The organism is Flagellimonas flava, from assembly GCF_900129665.1.
In the GTDB taxonomy this organism is placed as follows: domain Bacteria; phylum Bacteroidota; class Bacteroidia; order Flavobacteriales; family Flavobacteriaceae; genus Flagellimonas; species Flagellimonas flava.
On the sequence record NZ_FQWL01000001.1, the window covers coordinates 925,820 to 944,955 of the forward strand.

Annotated in this window: 15 protein-coding genes; 6 read left to right on the plus strand and 9 right to left on the minus strand. The window is 40.5% G+C overall.

Going from position 1 to position 19,136, the window contains the following annotated elements; translation table 11 throughout:
- Position 1: 1 nt before the first annotated feature.
- Entirely contained in the window at positions 2–814 is an 813-nt protein-coding gene (locus BUC10_RS04245; RefSeq protein ID WP_073177177.1) for a helix-turn-helix domain-containing protein, read from the minus strand.
- 158 nt (positions 815–972) lie between these two features.
- Positions 973–3,456, minus strand: coding sequence for a DUF7933 domain-containing protein (locus tag BUC10_RS04250; protein ID WP_073176652.1), 2,484 nt, complete (start codon positions 3,454–3,456; stop codon positions 973–975).
- Between the two features lie 123 nt (positions 3,457–3,579).
- On the opposite strand from BUC10_RS04250, the gene BUC10_RS04255 reads away from it, so the two are divergent.
- Positions 3,580–5,052 carry a PKD domain-containing protein gene (locus BUC10_RS04255; RefSeq protein ID WP_073176653.1) on the plus strand — a complete coding sequence of 491 codons (1,473 nt, stop codon included), beginning with the start codon at positions 3,580–3,582 and terminating at the stop codon, positions 5,050–5,052.
- Between the two features lie 76 nt (positions 5,053–5,128).
- On the opposite strand, the gene BUC10_RS04260 is transcribed toward BUC10_RS04255, so the two are convergent.
- Both BUC10_RS04260 and BUC10_RS04265 read right to left on the minus strand, forming a co-directional pair.
- Complete coding sequence (locus BUC10_RS04260; protein WP_116465737.1) at positions 5,129–6,817, minus strand: fibronectin type III domain-containing protein; 1,689 nt, start codon at positions 6,815–6,817, stop codon at positions 5,129–5,131.
- Positions 6,798–8,390, minus strand: coding sequence for a fibronectin type III domain-containing protein (locus BUC10_RS04265; protein ID WP_073176655.1), 1,593 nt, complete (start codon positions 8,388–8,390; stop codon positions 6,798–6,800). The genes BUC10_RS04260 and BUC10_RS04265 overlap by 20 nt, the downstream gene beginning before the upstream one ends.
- 337 nt (positions 8,391–8,727) lie before the next feature.
- On the opposite strand from BUC10_RS04265, the gene mog reads away from it, so the two are divergent.
- Entirely contained in the window at positions 8,728–9,258 is a 531-nt protein-coding gene (mog, locus tag BUC10_RS04270) for a molybdopterin adenylyltransferase (protein ID WP_073176656.1), read from the plus strand.
- A gap of 118 nt (positions 9,259–9,376) precedes the next feature.
- On the opposite strand, the gene BUC10_RS04275 is transcribed toward mog, so the two are convergent.
- A complete protein-coding gene (locus BUC10_RS04275; RefSeq protein ID WP_165614851.1) occupies positions 9,377–10,084 on the minus strand; it encodes a phosphatase PAP2 family protein in 708 nt (235 codons plus the stop codon).
- Between the two features lie 210 nt (positions 10,085–10,294).
- Here BUC10_RS04275 and BUC10_RS04280 point away from each other — a divergent pair, with 210 nt between their 5' ends.
- The 3 genes from BUC10_RS04280 (at position 10,295) to BUC10_RS04290 (ending at position 13,282) form a co-directional block, all read left to right on the plus strand.
- The gene (locus BUC10_RS04280) at positions 10,295–11,155 is read left to right on the plus strand and encodes a LamG domain-containing protein (RefSeq protein ID WP_073176658.1); all 861 of its coding nucleotides are present in this window, start codon (positions 10,295–10,297) and stop codon (positions 11,153–11,155) included.
- 233 nt (positions 11,156–11,388) lie between these two features.
- Positions 11,389–12,903, plus strand: a complete 1,515-nt coding sequence (locus BUC10_RS04285; protein ID WP_084732534.1) for a PQQ-dependent sugar dehydrogenase — start codon at positions 11,389–11,391, stop codon at positions 12,901–12,903.
- Positions 12,904–13,060: 157 nt separating this feature from the next.
- The gene (locus BUC10_RS04290; protein ID WP_073176659.1) at positions 13,061–13,282 is read left to right on the plus strand and encodes a hypothetical protein; all 222 of its coding nucleotides are present in this window, start codon (positions 13,061–13,063) and stop codon (positions 13,280–13,282) included.
- 122 nt (positions 13,283–13,404) lie between these two features.
- On the opposite strand, the gene BUC10_RS04295 is transcribed toward BUC10_RS04290, so the two are convergent.
- The 4 genes from BUC10_RS04295 to BUC10_RS04310 all read right to left on the minus strand — a co-directional run bounded on the left by BUC10_RS04295 (position 13,405) and on the right by BUC10_RS04310 (position 16,952).
- A complete protein-coding gene (locus tag BUC10_RS04295) occupies positions 13,405–14,448 on the minus strand; it encodes an alpha/beta fold hydrolase (RefSeq protein ID WP_073176660.1) in 1,044 nt (347 codons plus the stop codon).
- Complete coding sequence (locus BUC10_RS04300; RefSeq protein ID WP_073176662.1) at positions 14,445–15,092, minus strand: hypothetical protein; 648 nt, start codon at positions 15,090–15,092, stop codon at positions 14,445–14,447. The genes BUC10_RS04295 and BUC10_RS04300 overlap by 4 nt, the downstream gene beginning before the upstream one ends.
- A 166-nt stretch (positions 15,093–15,258) precedes the next feature.
- Positions 15,259–15,954 (minus strand): LytR/AlgR family response regulator transcription factor, encoded by a 696-nt coding sequence (locus tag BUC10_RS04305; RefSeq protein ID WP_073176663.1) that lies wholly within the window; start codon positions 15,952–15,954, stop codon positions 15,259–15,261.
- A 5-nt stretch (positions 15,955–15,959) separates the two neighbouring features.
- Positions 15,960–16,952 carry a sensor histidine kinase gene (locus BUC10_RS04310; RefSeq protein WP_073176665.1) on the minus strand — a complete coding sequence of 331 codons (993 nt, stop codon included), beginning with the start codon at positions 16,950–16,952 and terminating at the stop codon, positions 15,960–15,962.
- Positions 16,953–17,131: 179 nt separating this feature from the next.
- Between BUC10_RS04310 and BUC10_RS04315 the strand changes: the two genes are divergently transcribed.
- Positions 17,132–19,129, plus strand: a complete 1,998-nt coding sequence (locus BUC10_RS04315) for a serine hydrolase (protein ID WP_073176667.1) — start codon at positions 17,132–17,134, stop codon at positions 19,127–19,129.
- Positions 19,130–19,136: the final 7 nt, after the last annotated feature.

The following is a 19,136-nucleotide window of genomic DNA, read 5'->3' on the forward strand; positions in this document are numbered from 1 at the left end:
ATTAGAAGCTTTTCATCATCATTTTGCGATAGGCCTTGGGGTTTGTACCAAAATAGCGCTTAAAAACACGATTAAAATGACTTTGATCAGAAAACCCCGTTTGATAAGCTATTTCGGTCAAAGAGTGGGAAAGGTCCAATAAAAGGGGGAAGGCTTTTTTAAGTTTTTGTTGTCTTATGTACTCACCCAAGCCCATGGAAAGGTATTTACTTGCCGCCCTTGATAAATGTACCGGATGGACATTGAGCTCCTTTGACAGGTAATGGAGGCTTAATTCAGATGTGTCGTAATGCAGTATCTCCTTCAAGTTGGCTACCCATTCAGGGTTTTCATTTGCGTTTGATTGCTTTACATGACTTAGTGCATCGCACACTTGTAGCAATAAAACCTCAACAGTTACGGGACTAAGCTTATCCGACATCACAAACTCACGATAGATATTGGCAAACAGAAAATGTAATTTAGGGTTTTGAATCAACTGGCTACCTTCCCAAAGGTCTATAACAATTCCGTTTTTTGCGAGCCAATCTTTCTCAAATTCCAGGTGAAATCCACTGGCCCTATCTGAATGCTTGGAGCCATAATGTGGTTCCTGCCAATTGTTGAACATTAGACTTCCGGCTGGGCACTGAGTACTGGTTTTGGTATTACAGTCTTTCATATTACCACTGAGAACGTACATGAAATAAGGGTTTTCATGGTAATGCCAATCCGTTCTATCCGTCAGATAAGTGTACTGGGACAACAGAACTCCGTTAAACGAGCTTTCTGAATTTTGACTTCCGTAATACTCTCCTTTTGTTAATATCTTCATATGGTTTCTGATACGATTAGTGGTAAAAAATCGCATCATCGTGTAAAGATTAAACCAAAAGGTACATAAATATGGGCAAAGAGGCTATGCGGAAAAGGATAAGAGTTTTAAATAAACTCAAGCAGGTAGAACTCAAACTATTCTTGGAGTGAAAAACATTAATTCGGATTCACCCTAAAAGTGATTTCTCTATTTGTAATGACCGTAGAAGGTCTAGGGTTTACCGTTAAATTGGAAAATGTTGTTCCTGACAGCGGAATGTTCTGGTCATTTGTGATGTCCAAAGGTGTAATGGTATTGGTGAAGATTCCTGAAGAAGAAGTCACAACATCAAAGGTGAACGAACATGTTGTCCCTGCTGGCAGACTTACCCCTGTAATCATGAAATTATTGCTTCCGGAAACCGCAGTGATAGTTCCTCCACAGGAAGAAGAGGCATCCGGGGTAGGAGCAATAGTCATATCGGTGGGGAGATTGTTGGTAAGTGCTAGGTTGGAAAGGGATACCCCATTGGATGGATTTTCAATGGTGATGGTCACGGTTGATTCCAATCCCTGGAAAACAGTATCCGGAGAAAACGAAGATGTGGCAACTGTTGGAAATGCAATTTCATTTGATGTCACAAAAACTCCACCCCATATACCTTCCAGGCTACTGCCCAGAACTACATCCATATCGGTTGCATTGTTGGCCACAAGACCTGTAGCATCGAAAACATCAATATCCACTCCCCAACTATAGCCAAAATTGGGGTTTCTAGTGCCTAGGTCCACTCCAAACTCAGAAATTGTTCCATTAAGTATGTTCGTGGCCGGATTTAATGCATTGGATAGCGAAGTCCCCTCAACACTTACAAAATCACCTGTGCTGCTAGCCTCTCCGTCCATTCCGTAATAACCTACGTGAGTCTCGAAAGAACCTATGGATGGAGTCAAAAGCCCTGTCACGGTAAAAGAATCGTTAGCACCAAAACCAAAAAAATCAAAACCATCCCACACACTTACATTTCTTGAGGTATCCGCTGGGTCGGAATAGATTACGACTAAGGTCCATCCACCATGTGGGCCCGTGAACGAACTTCCTGTTGCAAGGGCAATATCGGCTACGAAATAATTTCCATTTCCTCCAGTTTGGACTTGGGCAGTTACATCGGCATAGGCCATGAAACTATTCCATCCTGCAAAAGATGTTGTTTCAATATTACGCACTTCCGAATTTATCGTAGTATATGACCCAGACGTTGGATCCATGAACTTCACTTGGTCAATATTTAAAGAACCAGATGGATTGGTAATACCCCCATAAGTACTATTATAAACCCCTCCCCAGTACAGACCAGCCCAAGAAACTGTTGAACCCACGGGCAAATTAAGGTTGCTACTAGAGGAATTTACAGTTGCACCGTCACCATCCACATCGGCATACCCCATAACCACGGATGGATTATTGGATACTGGACTTGCCGGACAGCCAGATGTACATAAAAGATTGGTGTTTCCCAACATTTTAAAATTCCCCATCAAATTGATGGCAACCCGTTCTTCATAAGGCCTAGGGTTGTTGGGATTGTTATCATCATCGTTGATGGTTACGGTCGCCGTATCTGAAATGGTCACTGCCCCATCCGTTGAGCTTGTAAACGATATGTCAAAATCTTCTGCCGCTTCAAATATGGCGTCATCCAAAATGGTGATTATAATGGGTTCTGTGTCGCCAGAAGTACCGCTAAAATTCAACGTGCCTGTACTGGCCGTATAGTCTGTCCCAGAGGTTGCAGTGCCGTTTGTTGTTTGATAATCAACAGAAAATGTCCCACTAGCGTTGGGCCCTGTATGGGTCGCAGTTAAGGAAACAGTACCTGCATCCTCGTCGACTGAAACATCTTCTATAGTTATTGAGGGATCGAAAGCAGCCGTAATGAGCACGTTATCTATAAAAACAAACTCATTGGATTCCCAATCTCCAAATTGCCATGTGCCCACATTGATAAACCGGATTGTGGAATTCGCAGAAGCATAAACCAAAATATCTTGACTAAAACTGCCACTTTGAGTTCCTGTAAACGTACCAATGGTTGTAAAATTGGTGCCATCATTTGACATTTGGACACTCAATTGTTCTCCACCAGAACCACCGTCAAGCCCAGAAGTTCTCCAATCAAAGGACAAGGTTGCGCTTGTTGCACCTGCCAAGTTGGCTGAACGCTGAATCCGTTGGCTGTTTCGGGTTATATCCTCAAATCTTAATTCATTTCCAGTAATCCTAATTCTGCTACCTGTTGGGCTTCCGTCATCATTGGTCTCCGTCCAATTTCCTGAAAAGGTTTGTGAACCGTCATTGTTGGAATAGAACGAGGAACTGAAATTATCACGGAAGGTTTCTTGGGCACATAGTGCCGCAGAAAAGGAAATCCATATAAGAATTGAAGATAAGAACGCTTTTTTCATGTTAATTTCATTGCCATGTATGTCCATGGACCTATTGAAAGCCAAATTAATAGAATGTAGGATGGAATCTAAATGATTGTTGTGAACCAACTTATCCGCAAGGTAAAACCCTATATTTCCATAAATTGGACTTATAAAACCTACAATTTTCTTAGATGACCCAAACCATGAAAGAATATTCGCAATTAAATCCATAGCAAGGGCTATGGTCAATAACTTCCCATCCAGTCCGAATCGGAATAGGTCACGGAGATCAATAAGCTCTACTTTTGCACTAATCTTACCAATCCTACGTTAATCAATAACCAAACCCAGCCTATGCCATTCTACCCTAAATTCCCCAATACATTATTAGCTTCTCTAGTTTTTATCATCATTTTTTCTTGCGGAGAGGAAGAAGTAACCGATCCTGTGGTAACAACACAATCATTGCCTATTCAGATTGTGACCAATACCAGCACTTCCGGTGCAGGGGATTTGACCGTAGTCCAGGGAAATGGAATTTTCCGCCAACTAAGTGCCATTCCGTATAACGAGGTCCAAGAAATAGAAGTGGATTTAGATTCCGAGGGTACATACCTGTTCCAAATGGAGGACACAGCCCATGGACGCATAAAAATATACGTTTCACAAGAAGAATTGCAGAACTTCACCTTGGATGATCCATTAATTCTTCAGTTCGGACATTATAAAAATCAAAAGGTAGCTGAATTTAACATCCGTTCTGAATCGGGTGTATTGGCTCAATCAAGATTTATAGACCTAACGGTGGAGCAGGGGTATGGCACGCTTTATCATATTGATTGGGGCGATGGGAGTGAGGAGGTCGCCGAAGCACCCTTTGAAGTGCAATCTTCCAGTGACAAAATTGAGCATCGGTATGCAACAGCTGGTGACTACACCATAACATTGAGTACTACAGATGCCGCAGAAGTAACTGGACTGAATTTACAGATAACAGGTAATGGTATTGGTGCCAAAATCCAAAGTTTGGAGTTGGAACAATTGCCAGGTTTAACCCATTTGAGTTTGGGGGATAATACTTTGACCAACATAGACCCCATTATAGAACGATTTCCTGATTTGATTCAACTAAGTGTTCGTTTTGGTGATTTAACTTCCATCGATGTTTCTAAAAATCCTTTACTGGAACTATTAATTATTAGTGATGATTACGATACTGAAATCCAGGGGCTGTCCACATTGACCAACTTGCAATTTCTAGGTGCTACTGGTATTATAGAGGATTTGAACCTAGCCTTACATCCCGAATTGTACCACATAACCATCAGGGGACATAAAATGAATACCTTGGATGTATCCCAAAACCCAAAACTGACCACATTGGTACTCCAGCTCAACGAACTGGAGGAAATTGATTTAAGTGCAAATGTAGACCTCGAAAATCTTTACATCACCAATAACAGCCTTACCCAACTGGACCTATCGACGAATCCAAAAATTAAGGCTTTGAACCTGTATGCCAACTACATCGAGGAATTAGATCTTATTGAACAGACCCAATTGGAGTTTTTGAATTTGTCATCCGTACATTTAAAGCAAGTGACCGCCCCAGAAAGTTGGGATAACCTTACCCATGTTGATTTGACCAATTCCAGATTTTTGAATGAAGCCGCTTTGTTGGATGCCGTTTTTAAAGGGCAGGATAATAACCCGAAAACAAATGGACTCATCATTTTTAATGATCTGGCTGTTGTTTTGGACCGACAGATTCCATTATTGAATGAATTGGTTGAAGACTATGATTGGACTATCAATGTGCCTGAATAATGGAGGATTATTACAATACCATTGGTAATCCCCACCTGGTGTAGGATTACAGCAAAATGGGAAATGAACCCTGACATTATTGGGAACAATTACCATCTATAATATCCTGTAAGCTTGGGTTAAATGCATTGTCCCTGATCGACAGATTATCATTTATTTCATCGTTGAAGTCGATAGCAAGCCGTGTAATCCCGCATAAATCCGTCAAACCAGTATTTTCTCTGATATTAATGTTCCCGGAAGGGATGCTGTAATTTGCCAGTGGATCTAAATCAGTTATAAGGGGGCTGTCCACAATGGCAAAATGATAATAATTTCTGCTGTTATTTTTGAATTCTACTCCCTCTATTCCCTCCAAAGATATCAGCGCTTTGTTTCCACTAAGACGCAAGGCATTGGTAACCTCTTTAAGGTTTTCCAGGCCGTCAAGGCTTTGCAAGAGGGGACTTTGTATTATTTCAAAAGATTGCACGGACTCCAGGTTTTTTAAATCGCTTACGGACTTTAAATTGGGGTTTCGGTCAAAAATCACGAAACCTCCCGATTTTAAATTATTAAGACCTTTAGCGGATTCCAACCGTTCATTCTGAAAAATATAGACTCCCTGGCTTACGCTTATCAAACTTTCAAGACCACTTAAATCTGTAATCTGGTCGTTATGTGCTATTTCCACCTTTGGTGTATTTCTAAGGTTTCGTAAACCTCTAATATCCAGTAACACATCGTTGCTGGAAATTGTGCACTCTTTTGTGGTCCCCGTCACGTTGGACAGGCCCTCTATATTTTGCAATTTGTTATTGAAATTAATATAGATGTAGTAAGGGTTTACAAACCCACTAAGTCCATCAACATTTAGGAGTTCCTGATTGTCAACAATTTTTATTTCCGTAAAAATCCAGTGATCATTTATGTTTTCCAATCCATCCAGGTTTTGGCAACTTGTTCTGGTAACGGTAAGATTGCCTCTGATGTAGGACACTGAAGATAAAGGGGTTAAATCCGTAATATCGGTTAGGTTAAAGTTGGAACCAATATATACGTCACCCTCAATTTGGTTATATCCTTTTTCACCGAATTCATCCAGTTCCATTTGATTCTCAAATTTTATGGAACTTTCAAGTACTTTTGCCTGGGTTGTCCAGGATAGCTCTGAAGTAGTTGAAACTCCATCCCCATCTATAGCGGTTACCACTATGTTATATGTTGTCAACCCTTTTAGCTCGGGTAGAAGAAATTCCAAATCCCTATGATCTTCAGCGAGGACATTACCATCAAGCGTAATATTATAAACTACCTCGGTACCTTCCGGGTCTGTTGATTCGGACCATCTGGCCCTAGTGTAGGTATGGTTCCCCCGATCCACCTGCACAAAAAAAGCTGAGGGTGTGCCATTTTCCAAGGTTGTAAAGGAAAAGCTCTGGGTTACCTCGTTGCCTTCTGGATCTGAGGCTACTACCTTTCCATTATATTCACTTGCTTCATCAAGATTGGAAAAGCTATAACTAAGTTCCTGTGTATTGTCCAAAATCTTTTCGTCATTAAGGAAGAGATCATAAAATACTGTACTTCCTTCGGGGTCCGTAGCTTTGGTCCAATTTAAATCGGCCGACTCCCTTTGAACATCTAAAACATTGATAGAGAAATTGGATGGCGGTTGGTTTCTTTCACTTACCGGTTCTTCGTTCCCAGATTCGGAACAAGAAAAAAACAAGGTAGATACGACTAAAAAAGTGCTTAATCCTTTTCTAAGGTTTACATTGTCCATTGGCTATCTGTTCTATGGTAGGGTTGTATTGATTGTTGACAATAAAGTAAATGGCAGAGGGCACAAAACCCTGCATAACATTGCTGAGGCCGCAAAAGTCTGAAAGCAGTGTATTGTTCCCTATACTCAAAGTGGCGCCGATGGTCTGCAAGTTTTCCAAAGCGTCCAAATTTGTGATTTTTGGGTTACTACCTATTTCTAAATTTCCATATGTGATTTCCTCCAAGGAGGACAGGCCATCAATATGCTCAAGTTCCGAATTGGAAGCGACGGCAAGGACTCCGCGAACCATTTTCAGGGAAGAAAACATATCGATGTCAGTAATTTTGGTATCGATAACATAAAACCTATCAACACTTTGCAAATTATGGAAAGCATCTATGGTGTGAAGCTCGAAATTATCACTAAATCTTAGGTCATCGCTCAAATTGATTACTTGTTGAAATCCATCCACTTGTTCCAGAATGATATTGTTGAAAAAATCGATGCCTCCAGCTAGATTTAATCTGTTGAAGCCCGATACCCGGGTAATTTTATAATTCGATCTGATGGCAAGGTAATTCCCTACAGTTTCCAAATTGTCCAGATGTTCCACCGATTTTAGCTCCCGATTGTCCTCAATCTCCAAAGTCCCCAATACAATTTTGAGATTATCCAGGCCTTTCAGGCTTTCCAACGAATAATTATTGTTGATTCGCAGGCTTTTACCGACTTTCTCTAGCGTAAGACCTGAAAGACTTTTAAGATCTCGCATGAAATTGATATCCAAGTGACCGTTGATCTCCTTTAGAGTGCCAAGGGGAGAAAGATCAGAAACGTTAGAACTTCCACCTAAACCTGAAATGCGCAGATTCCCAGTGATCTGTATATACCCTTGATTACCAAAATTTTCTATGGACTGTTGGGAAGGTAAGCTTACATCTCCCTCGTAGATTCCGTTGGCAGTGGAAAAGGTAAAATCCAGCTTTCTTTCATTACCGGTGGTATCCAATGCCACAATTTGTACAGCATACTCTGTTGCTGCCTTTAAATCACGGACTTGAAAGATTTCCCTTGTCAGACCCCTTTCCATAATTTCTCCGTCCACGGAAACCTCATAAGTTACTTCTTCCTCTTCAGGGTCAACAGCTTCGGTCCATCTAAGAATTGCCGAGATATTATCTGCTGTTACCGATTCAAGTTCGAAAGCCAACGGGGCTTCGTTAGCGGTGCTTGAAAAGGAAAATTGAGCTGTAGTAATGTTGCCATCTGTGTCTTTTGCATCCACACTTCCAGCATACGTGGTGGAAGGTTCAAGATTAGTAAAATCATAATTGCGGACGGTCAGATTACTTTGAACTAATTCATCTTCAAAATAGAGATCATAAGAAACCGTCTGATTCTGCGGGTCAAAAGACTCGCTCCAGCTTATTTGGGCTCCATTATAGTTTGAGGACTCAACTTTCACCTCAAAATCTGATGGGGCTTCGATAATAATATCCGGTTCATCATCCTGACTACTTTCACTGCACCCCAAAAGGGCCGTAAAAGCCAAAAGGTAGCGTAGGGGGAATTTTTTATTTTGGATAATCACTGGCAATAATCAGTTGGTTGATTGGTTTATGACATGATTTCTTACAAAATATAGGGCTTGTTGTTGAAACCAAAAAGATTCCTTTCAGATTTTTCGTCAGAAAGTCCATTTTCTGGGCAAATTGCCCTACATAATTGATAAGTCAAGGAATGACCTATAATCTTGACCCGTGTCCCATATGGTCCTGCAAGTATCCCGTAACACATATAATGGGCATCCGGAACATACAAGGAAATTATTGTTTAAAAAGAGAAGTTAAAACAACCTGGGTTGCCTATTTCGTTTAATTTTGGCATCTAAAATATGCCAACCAATTCAATTCTAAACTGCAGATAGTATGGCAATAAAAATCGGTATTATCAATGTTTCGGACCGTGCGAGTCGCGGTGAGTACGAGGATTTACCCGGTAAGGAGGTCAAACGACTAATGAACCTATGGTTGGCCAGTCCTTGGAAATCTGAGTATGCCGTTATTCCAGATGAACAAGAGCTATTGGAAAAGGAAATGATTCGGATGGCTGATAACGAGGGTTGTTGTTTGGTGGTAACAACGGGAGGTACAGGACCAGCTGTCCGTGATGTCACCCCGGAAGCAACGACTGCGGTTTGTGAAAAAATACTTCCCGGTTTTGGTGAGCAGATGCGACAGGTAAGCCTACAATATGTGCCTACCGCCATTCTGTCCCGTCAAACTGCTGGAATCCGGGGGAATACCTTAATTGTCAATTTACCCGGCAAACCAAAATCTATTCGCGAATGTCTTGAAGCAGTGTTTCCTGCCATCCCATATTGCATTGATTTGATAGGTGGCCCCTTTATGGAAACAAATCAAGAGGAGATGAAGGTATTCCGACCCCGGCAACGGTAAGGGGTTTAAAACGCTTATATACAACCTTTACTTATTCCACTGTTTTCAAACAGTTCATGTTTATTTCCAAAAGCTATTTTTGGTATCGATTGTTTACGATTTTGCCTGCAATTGTTTGTTAAAATCTAAACGCTAGACTTAAGCCCGTTGTTCCGTTACCGAAGTTCGGGAAAACAACCAGTTTTTCAGATTTCACAAAGGGATTCCAAGCAAAAAGATGGTCCAGGTGGTATACCAACTTTGTCACCGCTATCCCTACTGCGGAGCCCAATATCACATCAGATAGCCAATGTTTATTTTTCGCCATTCGAAGATAGGCAGTAGACAGGGCAAATACATAGCCTGAGTAGGCCAATAGTGGTTTGGTTTCTTTAAACTCTTCATAGAATACTGTGGCACTTGCAAAGGCCAAGGAAGTATGTCCAGATGGAAGGGCTTCATTATTTGCCCCATTTGGGCGGTCTTTATCTATGTTCACCTTTAACCCAGTAGTAATCAGTTGAGTGATCACTAGTGAAAAAGCTGCATTTTTTGTCTGATCAAACCAATGGTTTTTGGATGGTATTCCCAATCCATCCGCCAAGTACATTCCCGCTATGGGAGCAAACCGTGTGTAGTCATCAATATTGGTGGAAAGACCCTTATTTATTTTAGGTTGAAGGTCCCTTTCAAAAGAACTGTTGTTAATTAACAAAGCTGTTCCGGTAAGGAGCCCTGGAATTATCAATTGTTTTACCAGCGCAGGTTGTGTGGAAATCGCGGGGTCCAATGTTTGGGCATCCAAATTGTTTCCGCCTTGTCCAAAACAACTGGTAGAACACCACATGAATACAATCACGCATTTTACATGTTTTTTAGAAAAGCAGAGGGTGTTTTTATCTAATGTAAAGAAAGATGGCAATTTAATGGACATGTGTTTGGCCTTTAAATTATCATATTTAGTTGAAAAAATATCAACCATACCATGAAAACGAATCAACTAATACATAATAACAAGGTTATTTAGTTCACTAGTTTTGAGAAAATTGGGTTAGTTATGAAGATTAATAATACCAAGACCTTATTGATAACGGTTTTACTATTTATTTCCCTTCCATTTGTTTCCTTTTCCCAAGAGAACGGGTTAAAAGGCCATATACTTTTTTTTAGCTCTTTTGATGGCAAACCCTCTGCCGACATAGCCGTTGGAGATACCATGATATACACCGCAGAAAACTATAAAAAAACAACCACGTCCGTAGCAGGTTTAAAAGACAGTAATGTTGTTTTGGCAAAAGGCAAAGGTCTTGTTGGTGATGCGATTCATTTTAAAGAAGCTAAAACTTCCGCAATATTTTACAAAGCCCACAAAAATGTGGGCTACAATGCTGCTTCCTGGAGCGGAACCGTATCATTTTGGTTGCGATTAGACCCGAACAAAGCCTTGGCGCCACATTATTGTGATCCAATATGCATTACAGATTCTAAATGGAGTGATGCAGGTCTATGGGTCGATTTCACGGATCATGCCCCTAGAAGATTTAGGATGGGGGCAATGGGGGATATTGCTGTTTGGGACCCGAATAATGATAGCGACGAAACTGATTGGGACCGACGCACGGTAACCGTAGACCCGTCTCCATTTCAGTCTGAAAAATGGACTCATGTTGCTATGGTTTTTTCAAACATAAATACGCTTCATCCTGCATATAAACTATACATCAATGGCAATTTTCAAGGCGAAATAAAAAATGTAGATGACCCGTTTACATGGGAACCAGAAAACGGGAAAATCATGTTAGGGCTTGGATACATTGGACTAATGGATGAGCTTGCAGTTTTTAACAAGCCACTAAACGCAGAAGAAGTAAAATCTATTTTTGAACTGGAAGATGGGATCAAAACTTTATTGTATTGAAGTGTGCCCCTTGGAGTTTCATATGGGTTAAAGCATTATTTCCAAAATTCTTCCAAGAATTGGTAATTTGTCTATAACAAATACCATTACAGGAACCGGGCCCAATACTTTATTTTAATATCCAACGTTACATATATGTAACGTTAATGCGCTAATTACTAGGACACTATAAATTAGCACTGTCTTGGTAATTCATGCTATAACTTTTCATCCCCAATTTTAAATGGATACTTATGGCCCCAATCACCTCAAATCGCTATTCTGACCTAGATTTCAAATTAACCCACACTTTCCAATGGTCAAAGACTATAGTCAAATTGGCATGGGTGTTTTTAGTGTCCATATTACTGAGCTGTAACAATTCGCTGGAACCCGTATTGCCCGAAGAAGAAGAAAGTGACCCGGACAATGAAATTGTTGATTTGCCAGATGTTGCCCTAACGTATAGAAATCAATGTGGAGGTTGCCATGGGCAAGACCTCGGTTCATTTGTTGAGCGGGATTGGACCTACGGGAATTCTGCAGAGGATGTTATCCAATCCATAAACGATGGGTATTCAAGTAATGGTATGCCAGCATACGAATCTGCATTAAGCGCGCAAGAAATCGAAGACTTAGCCAACTATATTCTTACCGAAATCGATGGGAAGACCAAGGCGATGTTGGAAGAAGAGAACCCTGATTTATCTGGCTTGATATCTTCGGATGACCTTACCTTTCGACTGGAAACCATTACCGATGAGATACCCGGCATTCCTTGGGGGATAGAACAATTGCCCAATGGTGAAATTTTGGTGACCGAGCGTGGTGGAGGGTTGTTTTTGGTACATAATAATAAGCAATTAAGCGAAATCACCGGTGTCCCAGCTGCTGTTTCACAAGGGCAGGGAGGGTTATTGGATGTGCTCATACATCCCGATTTTGAAAATAATGCATTTGTATATTTGTCTTATTCCCGAGCTAATCCCAATAATTCATCCGAACGAACCACAGCTGTTGCAAGAGCCAGGCTAGAGGGCAACAATTTGGTAGACGTGCAGAATATATTTACTGCACTTCCGTATCTCAATAGTACTCACCATTATGGATCAAGATTGACATTTGACAACAATGGCTACTTGTATGTTTCCGTAGGTGATCGTGGATATCGGGATGTTTACCCCCAGGAATTGGACAATGCTATAGGGAAAATACACCGAATCCATGACGATGGTCAGATTCCTACCGACAATCCTTTTTATAACACTTCGGGAGCGGTCAATTCAATTTTTACCTATGGTACTAGAAATCCTCAAGGAATGAGCCTGCATCCAGAAACAGGAGCACTTTGGGAAGGCGAGCATGGACCTCAAGGTGGTGATGAAATCAATATTTTGGAAGCAGGGAACAACAATGGTTGGCCCGTTATTTCATACGGCATCAATTATGATGGGACCACATTTACCGATCTTACAGAATTGGATGGAATGGAACAACCAGTGCATTATTGGACTCCTTCCATAGCTCCCTGCGGAATGACATTTGTTTCGGGCGATTTTTATGGAAATTGGAAAAATGACCTTTTCGTCAGTTCGCTCAAATTCGAATACCTCCAACGTTTAAAAATGGATGGCAACGAGGTGGTTGGCCATGAGAACCTATTGAATGGTATTGGCAGGGTACGTGATGCGCAAATGGGGACAGATGGTTACCTGTACATTGTAGTGGAGGGCCCTGGCAGACTTATACGTTTAGTGCCTGAGCAATAGTATCCCATCATCTTTGAGGTCCATTCTGTTTCGTTATTGAACAGCTTTTCATCTCTATAATTTGATTATTTCTTCACCTTTGAACCGAAATTCAGAAAGCTTGCGCAACGTTTACAGAATGTCTCCATCCATATAAAAAACAAATCAGCAAATTTTCATGCAAAAGTGGTTGCCGCTAATTATAGCTTTGACATTGTTAGGCGCGAGTTGCGCCAATGATGACGGGGACAATGGAGATTGTGTCGAAAGCAAGAAGGAAGATTGCGTGGTTACTTTTGAAATCAACCCGGTCTGTGGCTGCAATGGAGTCACTTATGAAAACCCATCTACCGCTGCATGCCATGGAATAGAGAATTTTACCATGGGTGCATGTGACTAGTCTTTTTTTATAAACAATGGTTTAGCCTCGGCAAACATTTAAGCCTAAAATATAAAGTGTATTATGGTCCGTCTTTATTGCACTTCAGGCAGGCAGATGTGCGGAGTGGAAACTGTATAGCACTATTTATTTTGATTCATAAATTGTAGTACTTCCTCCGCAAACAGATTTGATTCCGTGAACATGGGCGAGTGTCCCGACCGTTCAAAAAATACAAGCCTTTTTTCGCTGGAACCTAAATTATCAAAGGCTTCCTGGGCATACAATTCCGGAACCACCATATCATATCTTCCCCAAAGGATCAATGAGGGAATCGTAATCTCTGAAAGCCTGTCGGTAAAGGTCAATTCACCTATAATATCATCGTCCAAGATGGATTGAATTTTTAATATGTTCCAAATAAAGGTGAGTACATTATAATCAGAGACCTTAACGTTTCCATTTTCTGCATTGTTAATTAGGTCGTCATCTTTTAGATAATCTTCAGCATCAAATGCGAGATTGTTCAAACGGTTAAAATCGTCAAGAGTCACAACATTCGCATCAACCATATCCAATTCATCATAAACGGACTCCCAAAAAGGAACACTATTCCCAAGTTCAATTTGCGTGGCTGCTACGCGCTCAAAGTTTCTTATGTATTCAAAATAAAGGTCTTTGGGGCTGTGACTTCCATCCACATTGATCCAACCTAAAAATTCACTTTGGTTTTTTAACAAGGTTGCCGGGCCCAACGCACCTCCCCAGCTATGTCCCAATAAAAAGAACCGGGAATCATTGCCATAAATACGCTTTATAACTTTGACCAAAGCGAGCACATCCTCTGCCATTAAATCAATCGTAACATCATCTTCTGAATAATTTCCCTGTGACATTCCAGACCCACGTTGGTCAAAATACACCACGCCATAGTTATCCTCTATCTGCTTGAATGCATTTCCTCTAAAACCTAATCCCAAACCTCCAGGACCACCATGGAGGGTAATAAGGAATATCTTTTCACTGGCATTTCCCTTGATATAGGCCGGCATATCGGCACCTTTATGACGCACAAAAACTGTAGCATCGAGTTCAGTTAGCGTATGGTCGTTAGAACAAGCATTGAAAAACAGTGTAACTATTGCCAGAACTACTATTTTGATGTTATCGATTAATGGCTGTTTCATTGTTTTCTATTTTTAAAATTGAACCGGAAACCATACTGTAACGAGAAGGTTGGGAGTGTTCCTGCATTGTAGTTAAATCGTGGACTATAATTAATATTGAAATAACTGCCGGAACGAACTTTGCCTTTACGTTGTTTGCCTATTCCAACAGATAATGAGGGAGCGTAATATCCACGCCCTGGCAAGAAAACTTTATCGACGGAATCGCCATTGACCTCGTAGGTCTCTGGTAAAAAAGAGCGATAATACCCCAAGGGATTTAGTTCTATGCTAAATTGCTTTCCCTTTTTATTGGTTCGGCGCCAAATGAGTCCGAAATTAGTGTATGCTCCAGTATCCGTTTTTGATGCAAAGTTGGTTACAAACCCCAAATTTCCGTTGAACAGGAGCTGATGGGTATTGGTTCGTACTATACCCTTACGAGTTTTCGTTTTTTCGTTTTCTTTCCAGAGATATTCCGCACCTATTGACAGGCCATTGCTCCAAAAAACGGTGCCCACAAACCCTGCTTTAAATTCGGTTCTATCCCAAAAATATTCAGAGAGTTGGGTGTTTGCCGTTTGGTTTTTTGACTTGTTTTGCCCATAACTATATAAGGCAAATTGGAATAGAAAGAGTAGGAGTAACCGTGATCTACGTCTCATATGTTTGATTGGTTGAAGACAAAAATATCTTTACAAAAACCAATTACCGTTAAAGATTGTGTAATTAAAACTTAAGAAGTAGCTAAAAAAGGGATAGGATTTATGCCGAACCGCTAACCAATGCTTCTGAGCTCTTTGAGCGGAGTAGGAGAGTGAGGAGGAGTATTCACGGCTTCGCTAAAGCCTTCAATTTTTCAAAAACGACTACCTTATACATAGCGCTCACAGGCACCTTTTTATCTTCAATCAATAAATACGTTCGGGTAGCTTTGGTAATTCTGTCCAAATTGACAATATAAGATTTATGCGTACGTTGAAAGTTTTCAGATAGCAATGTCGTGATATTAATAAGTGTCTCGGAGATAAGATACATTCTGGTATCTGTAAAAATTTTCAAATAATTCCCGAAACTTTGAATGTAGCTAATTGATTTCAGTGGAAGGGCAATCGGTAATCCATCATGCTTTATGCGAAGTTCTTCCTGTTTCTTATTCGGTTTGGGTTCTGCTATTGTTGAATTGGAAACTTTATTTACTGCCTGTAAAAAGCGTTCGAGTTTTATGGGTTTCAATAAGTAATCTACCACACCAAAGTCATAACTTTCCAAGGCATACTCAGAATATGCCGTTGTTAATATCACTTTAGGCGATTGAATCATAGAACGCAAAATTCCCATGCCATTGAGTTCCGGCATTTCAATATCCAAAAAAACGAGGTCGATTTTATGTTGCTGAATAAAATTCACGAACTCAATCGGATTCCCGGTACTTAGGACCAATTCAAAGTTGTTTATTTTAGAACAATACTCTTCCAGCACTTCCCGTGCTAACTGTTCATCATCAACAATGGCAATTTTCATCATTCCTACTATTCGGTTATGTCAATGGTTAAATTTACATGATATGCTGCCTCCATATCATTGATCTTTAATACATGGGCGTTCGGATATAATAAATTTAGTCGCCGCTGCACATTTTCGAGTCCAGTTCCCATTCTTGTTAAATTGGGTGTTACATTATGTTTTGAATTCACAACATGAACATGAAGCCTGGAATTTTTTATGGAAACATTCACGTCAATGGTGCTCTGTGCATTGGTGGCCTGAGCCCCATGCTTAACCGCATTCTCAACAAACGGTATGAGTAGCATGGGCGCTATTTTATAATTTGATGACTCTCCTTCAATTGAAAATTCAATGGCACACCGTTTGCTCAACCGTTTTTCTTCAAGCAATAAATAATTCTCTATAAACTCCAGCTCTTCCTTCAGCGAAACAAAGTCCTTTTTAGCACTTTCCAATTGATATCTCATTAATTCCGAAAGTTGCATGACAACCTCTGGAGTTTCCTTGGATTGCTGTCTGGAAAGGGCATAAATGCTATTCAATGAATTAAATAAAAAGTGTGGATTTACCTGTTCCTTTAGGTAGTTCAATTCCAGATCTCTTTGTAATTTTTCTTTTTCATTGTTTTCTCTTTGAACGCGCATGCTTCTTCGCAAAAAGAAAGCTGCCATACCAGTACCTGTAGTGTAAATAAGAAAAGAGGACATTTTAGTAATACCGATCCAGTTGAATTTTGGATATATTTTTATACTGACTCCAAGAAATATGGCTCCAATAAGTAGGAATCCGTATAAAACATATTTTTTCTTATCAAAAAGATATGGGATAAGGATAAAATGATTTATCCATATCACTGTCATAATACTTACAGTATAACTAAGTCCCCATAAATAAAAGGAATAAAGCGAGTCATATTTATCTATGTGCATCCATCCACCTAATAGCTCAAGGGTGAGCACCAATACAAAGGCACCCAGGTTAATGAGGATGGTATTCTTCAAAGACTTTTGTAGCATGAACTCTTTTAGTTAAGGACAAAAGTACCACGTTCAAACACAAACCTTCATAATTTCTTGCAAAACGCCTCTATCAATGATGAAGTGATTTCATCATTTAATACCAAGGCTTATCCCGTTTACGAAATCCGGGAGGGTTTATACGATACTTTTATCAGACAGATATAACAAATAAAACAATGAAAAGCATAACGAAAGGGCTACTGGTACTACTTCTTATACTAACAAACAATGCCGTTGCACAGAATAATGGCAAAAAAGAAACTGCATCAACAACAAACAGCGCTTCCTTGGTATTACCACAGATCCAGGTAGTCCCTATAAAGGACACAAAAACTGAAAGGAGCTATGAACTTTATATAGAGTTGCCAGAGGATTATGCTGAGAACCCTAATAAAAAGTATCCCGTGCTTTATTATACAGATGCCGTGTGGCATCGCGAAATGCTGTCCGGTGCTACAGAATTCATGCTGGAAGACATTATCCTAGTTGGAATTTCGTGGCAATTGGATATCAATGAAGACCTGAAAAACGAAAGAGGAGCTCATGTAAGTAGGTTTCGTGATTACTCCATGAGAAAAAGTAGCAACCCTGAAATTCAGAAAAAATATCAATATGGTCAAGCCACTAATCATCTGGATTTTATTCGCAATGATGTCATTACCTATGTTGATAAAACGTACCGCACTGACCCCAACAGCCGTACGTATTTTGGATACTCATTGAGTGGTGAATTTGGTGCCTATATACTAATGTCGCAACCCGATACCTTCAAGAATTACATCATTGGTAGTCCAACGGTTAAAGGTGAACTTGATTACTTAACGGAACTTAACACCAAGTTTGGACCTTATGAGTCGTCAAATAAAAACTCCAGTCTAAATGCGAATGTTTTTATTGCCCATGGCTCATTGGAAGAAGAGAGAGTGGTTGCACCAATGGAGGCATTTATTAAATTATTAAATGATAGACGGGATGATGGTTTATCCGTATATAAAGAAGTGATTGATGGTGACCATAGTACCGCATTCCCTGCAACGGCAGTTCGCAGTGTGGCATGGTTGTCATCCTTGATGAATCCTATTTCAAGTCTTGACAATGAGGTCTCATTCTGGTCCATTCCGCACCTAAATATCCCATTTATCAATCAAGAGCCAGCGGATAGGGAAGATGGCCTATCTGTAGGTAAGTTCAACCTTTCCGAGGCTAAAAAGAATGCAATTGTACAGGTGTCCCAAGATATTTTTGATGGTAAATATGGTAATTACGATGCACTACTCATTTCACACAAGAACAAATTGGTATATGAATCCTATTACAAAAAGGGTCGTATCAATTTGCCACACGGACAAGCCTCGGCCGTAAAGGGGTATACCAGTTTGGTGTTGGGAAGAGCCATTGAAATGGGGTATTTAAGCATGGGTGACCTGGACAAACCTTTGATTCACTTCTTGAAAGACTTGGACCCTACAAAATTCACACAAGGAGCGGAGAAAATCACCCTACATAAGGCATTGACCATGCAGGGGGGATTGACGATCGACCGCGAAAAATGGAAAGAGGTTGAAAATGATTCTGTCAAACTAAAAGGGCAGGGGCTGGTGCAGACACTGCTTGAACGTAGCGAGCCCATTACCAAGGAGACCCAGACCTATTTGTACGGAAATTATAACCCCATGATGGTAATGACGGTTATTGAAGCCGTGGTGCCCGGAACAGCTGAGGAATTTATACAGCAAGAATTTTTCAGTAAACTGGGTATTACCAATTATAAATGGTTCAATCATGCCAGTGGTTTGCCTCAAGCGGGATCGCAGGCCAGTATTATGTCTCGCGACATGCTCAAATTGGGGTATTTGGTGCAAAACAAGGGTAAATTGAATGGGGAGCAGTTCATTTCTGCAGCCTATCTGGAAAAAGCTACCAGCGGTATTGTAAGACCTGCCATAGATTGGATGCCCAAGAATTATCGTTATGGCTATTTTTGGTACCATACCCCAGTACAGGTGGGCAACAAAAGTTATGATATGACCTTGGCTTGGGGAGGTGGTGGCCAGCGTGTTATGGTGGTAGAAGAGCTTGATTTAACCATTGTCATAACGGGTCACGACAGGAATGATGACAAAATCATGAAACCCATTTTTGAAACCGTGGTACCGGCATTTGCCAAAGATTAAGATGTTT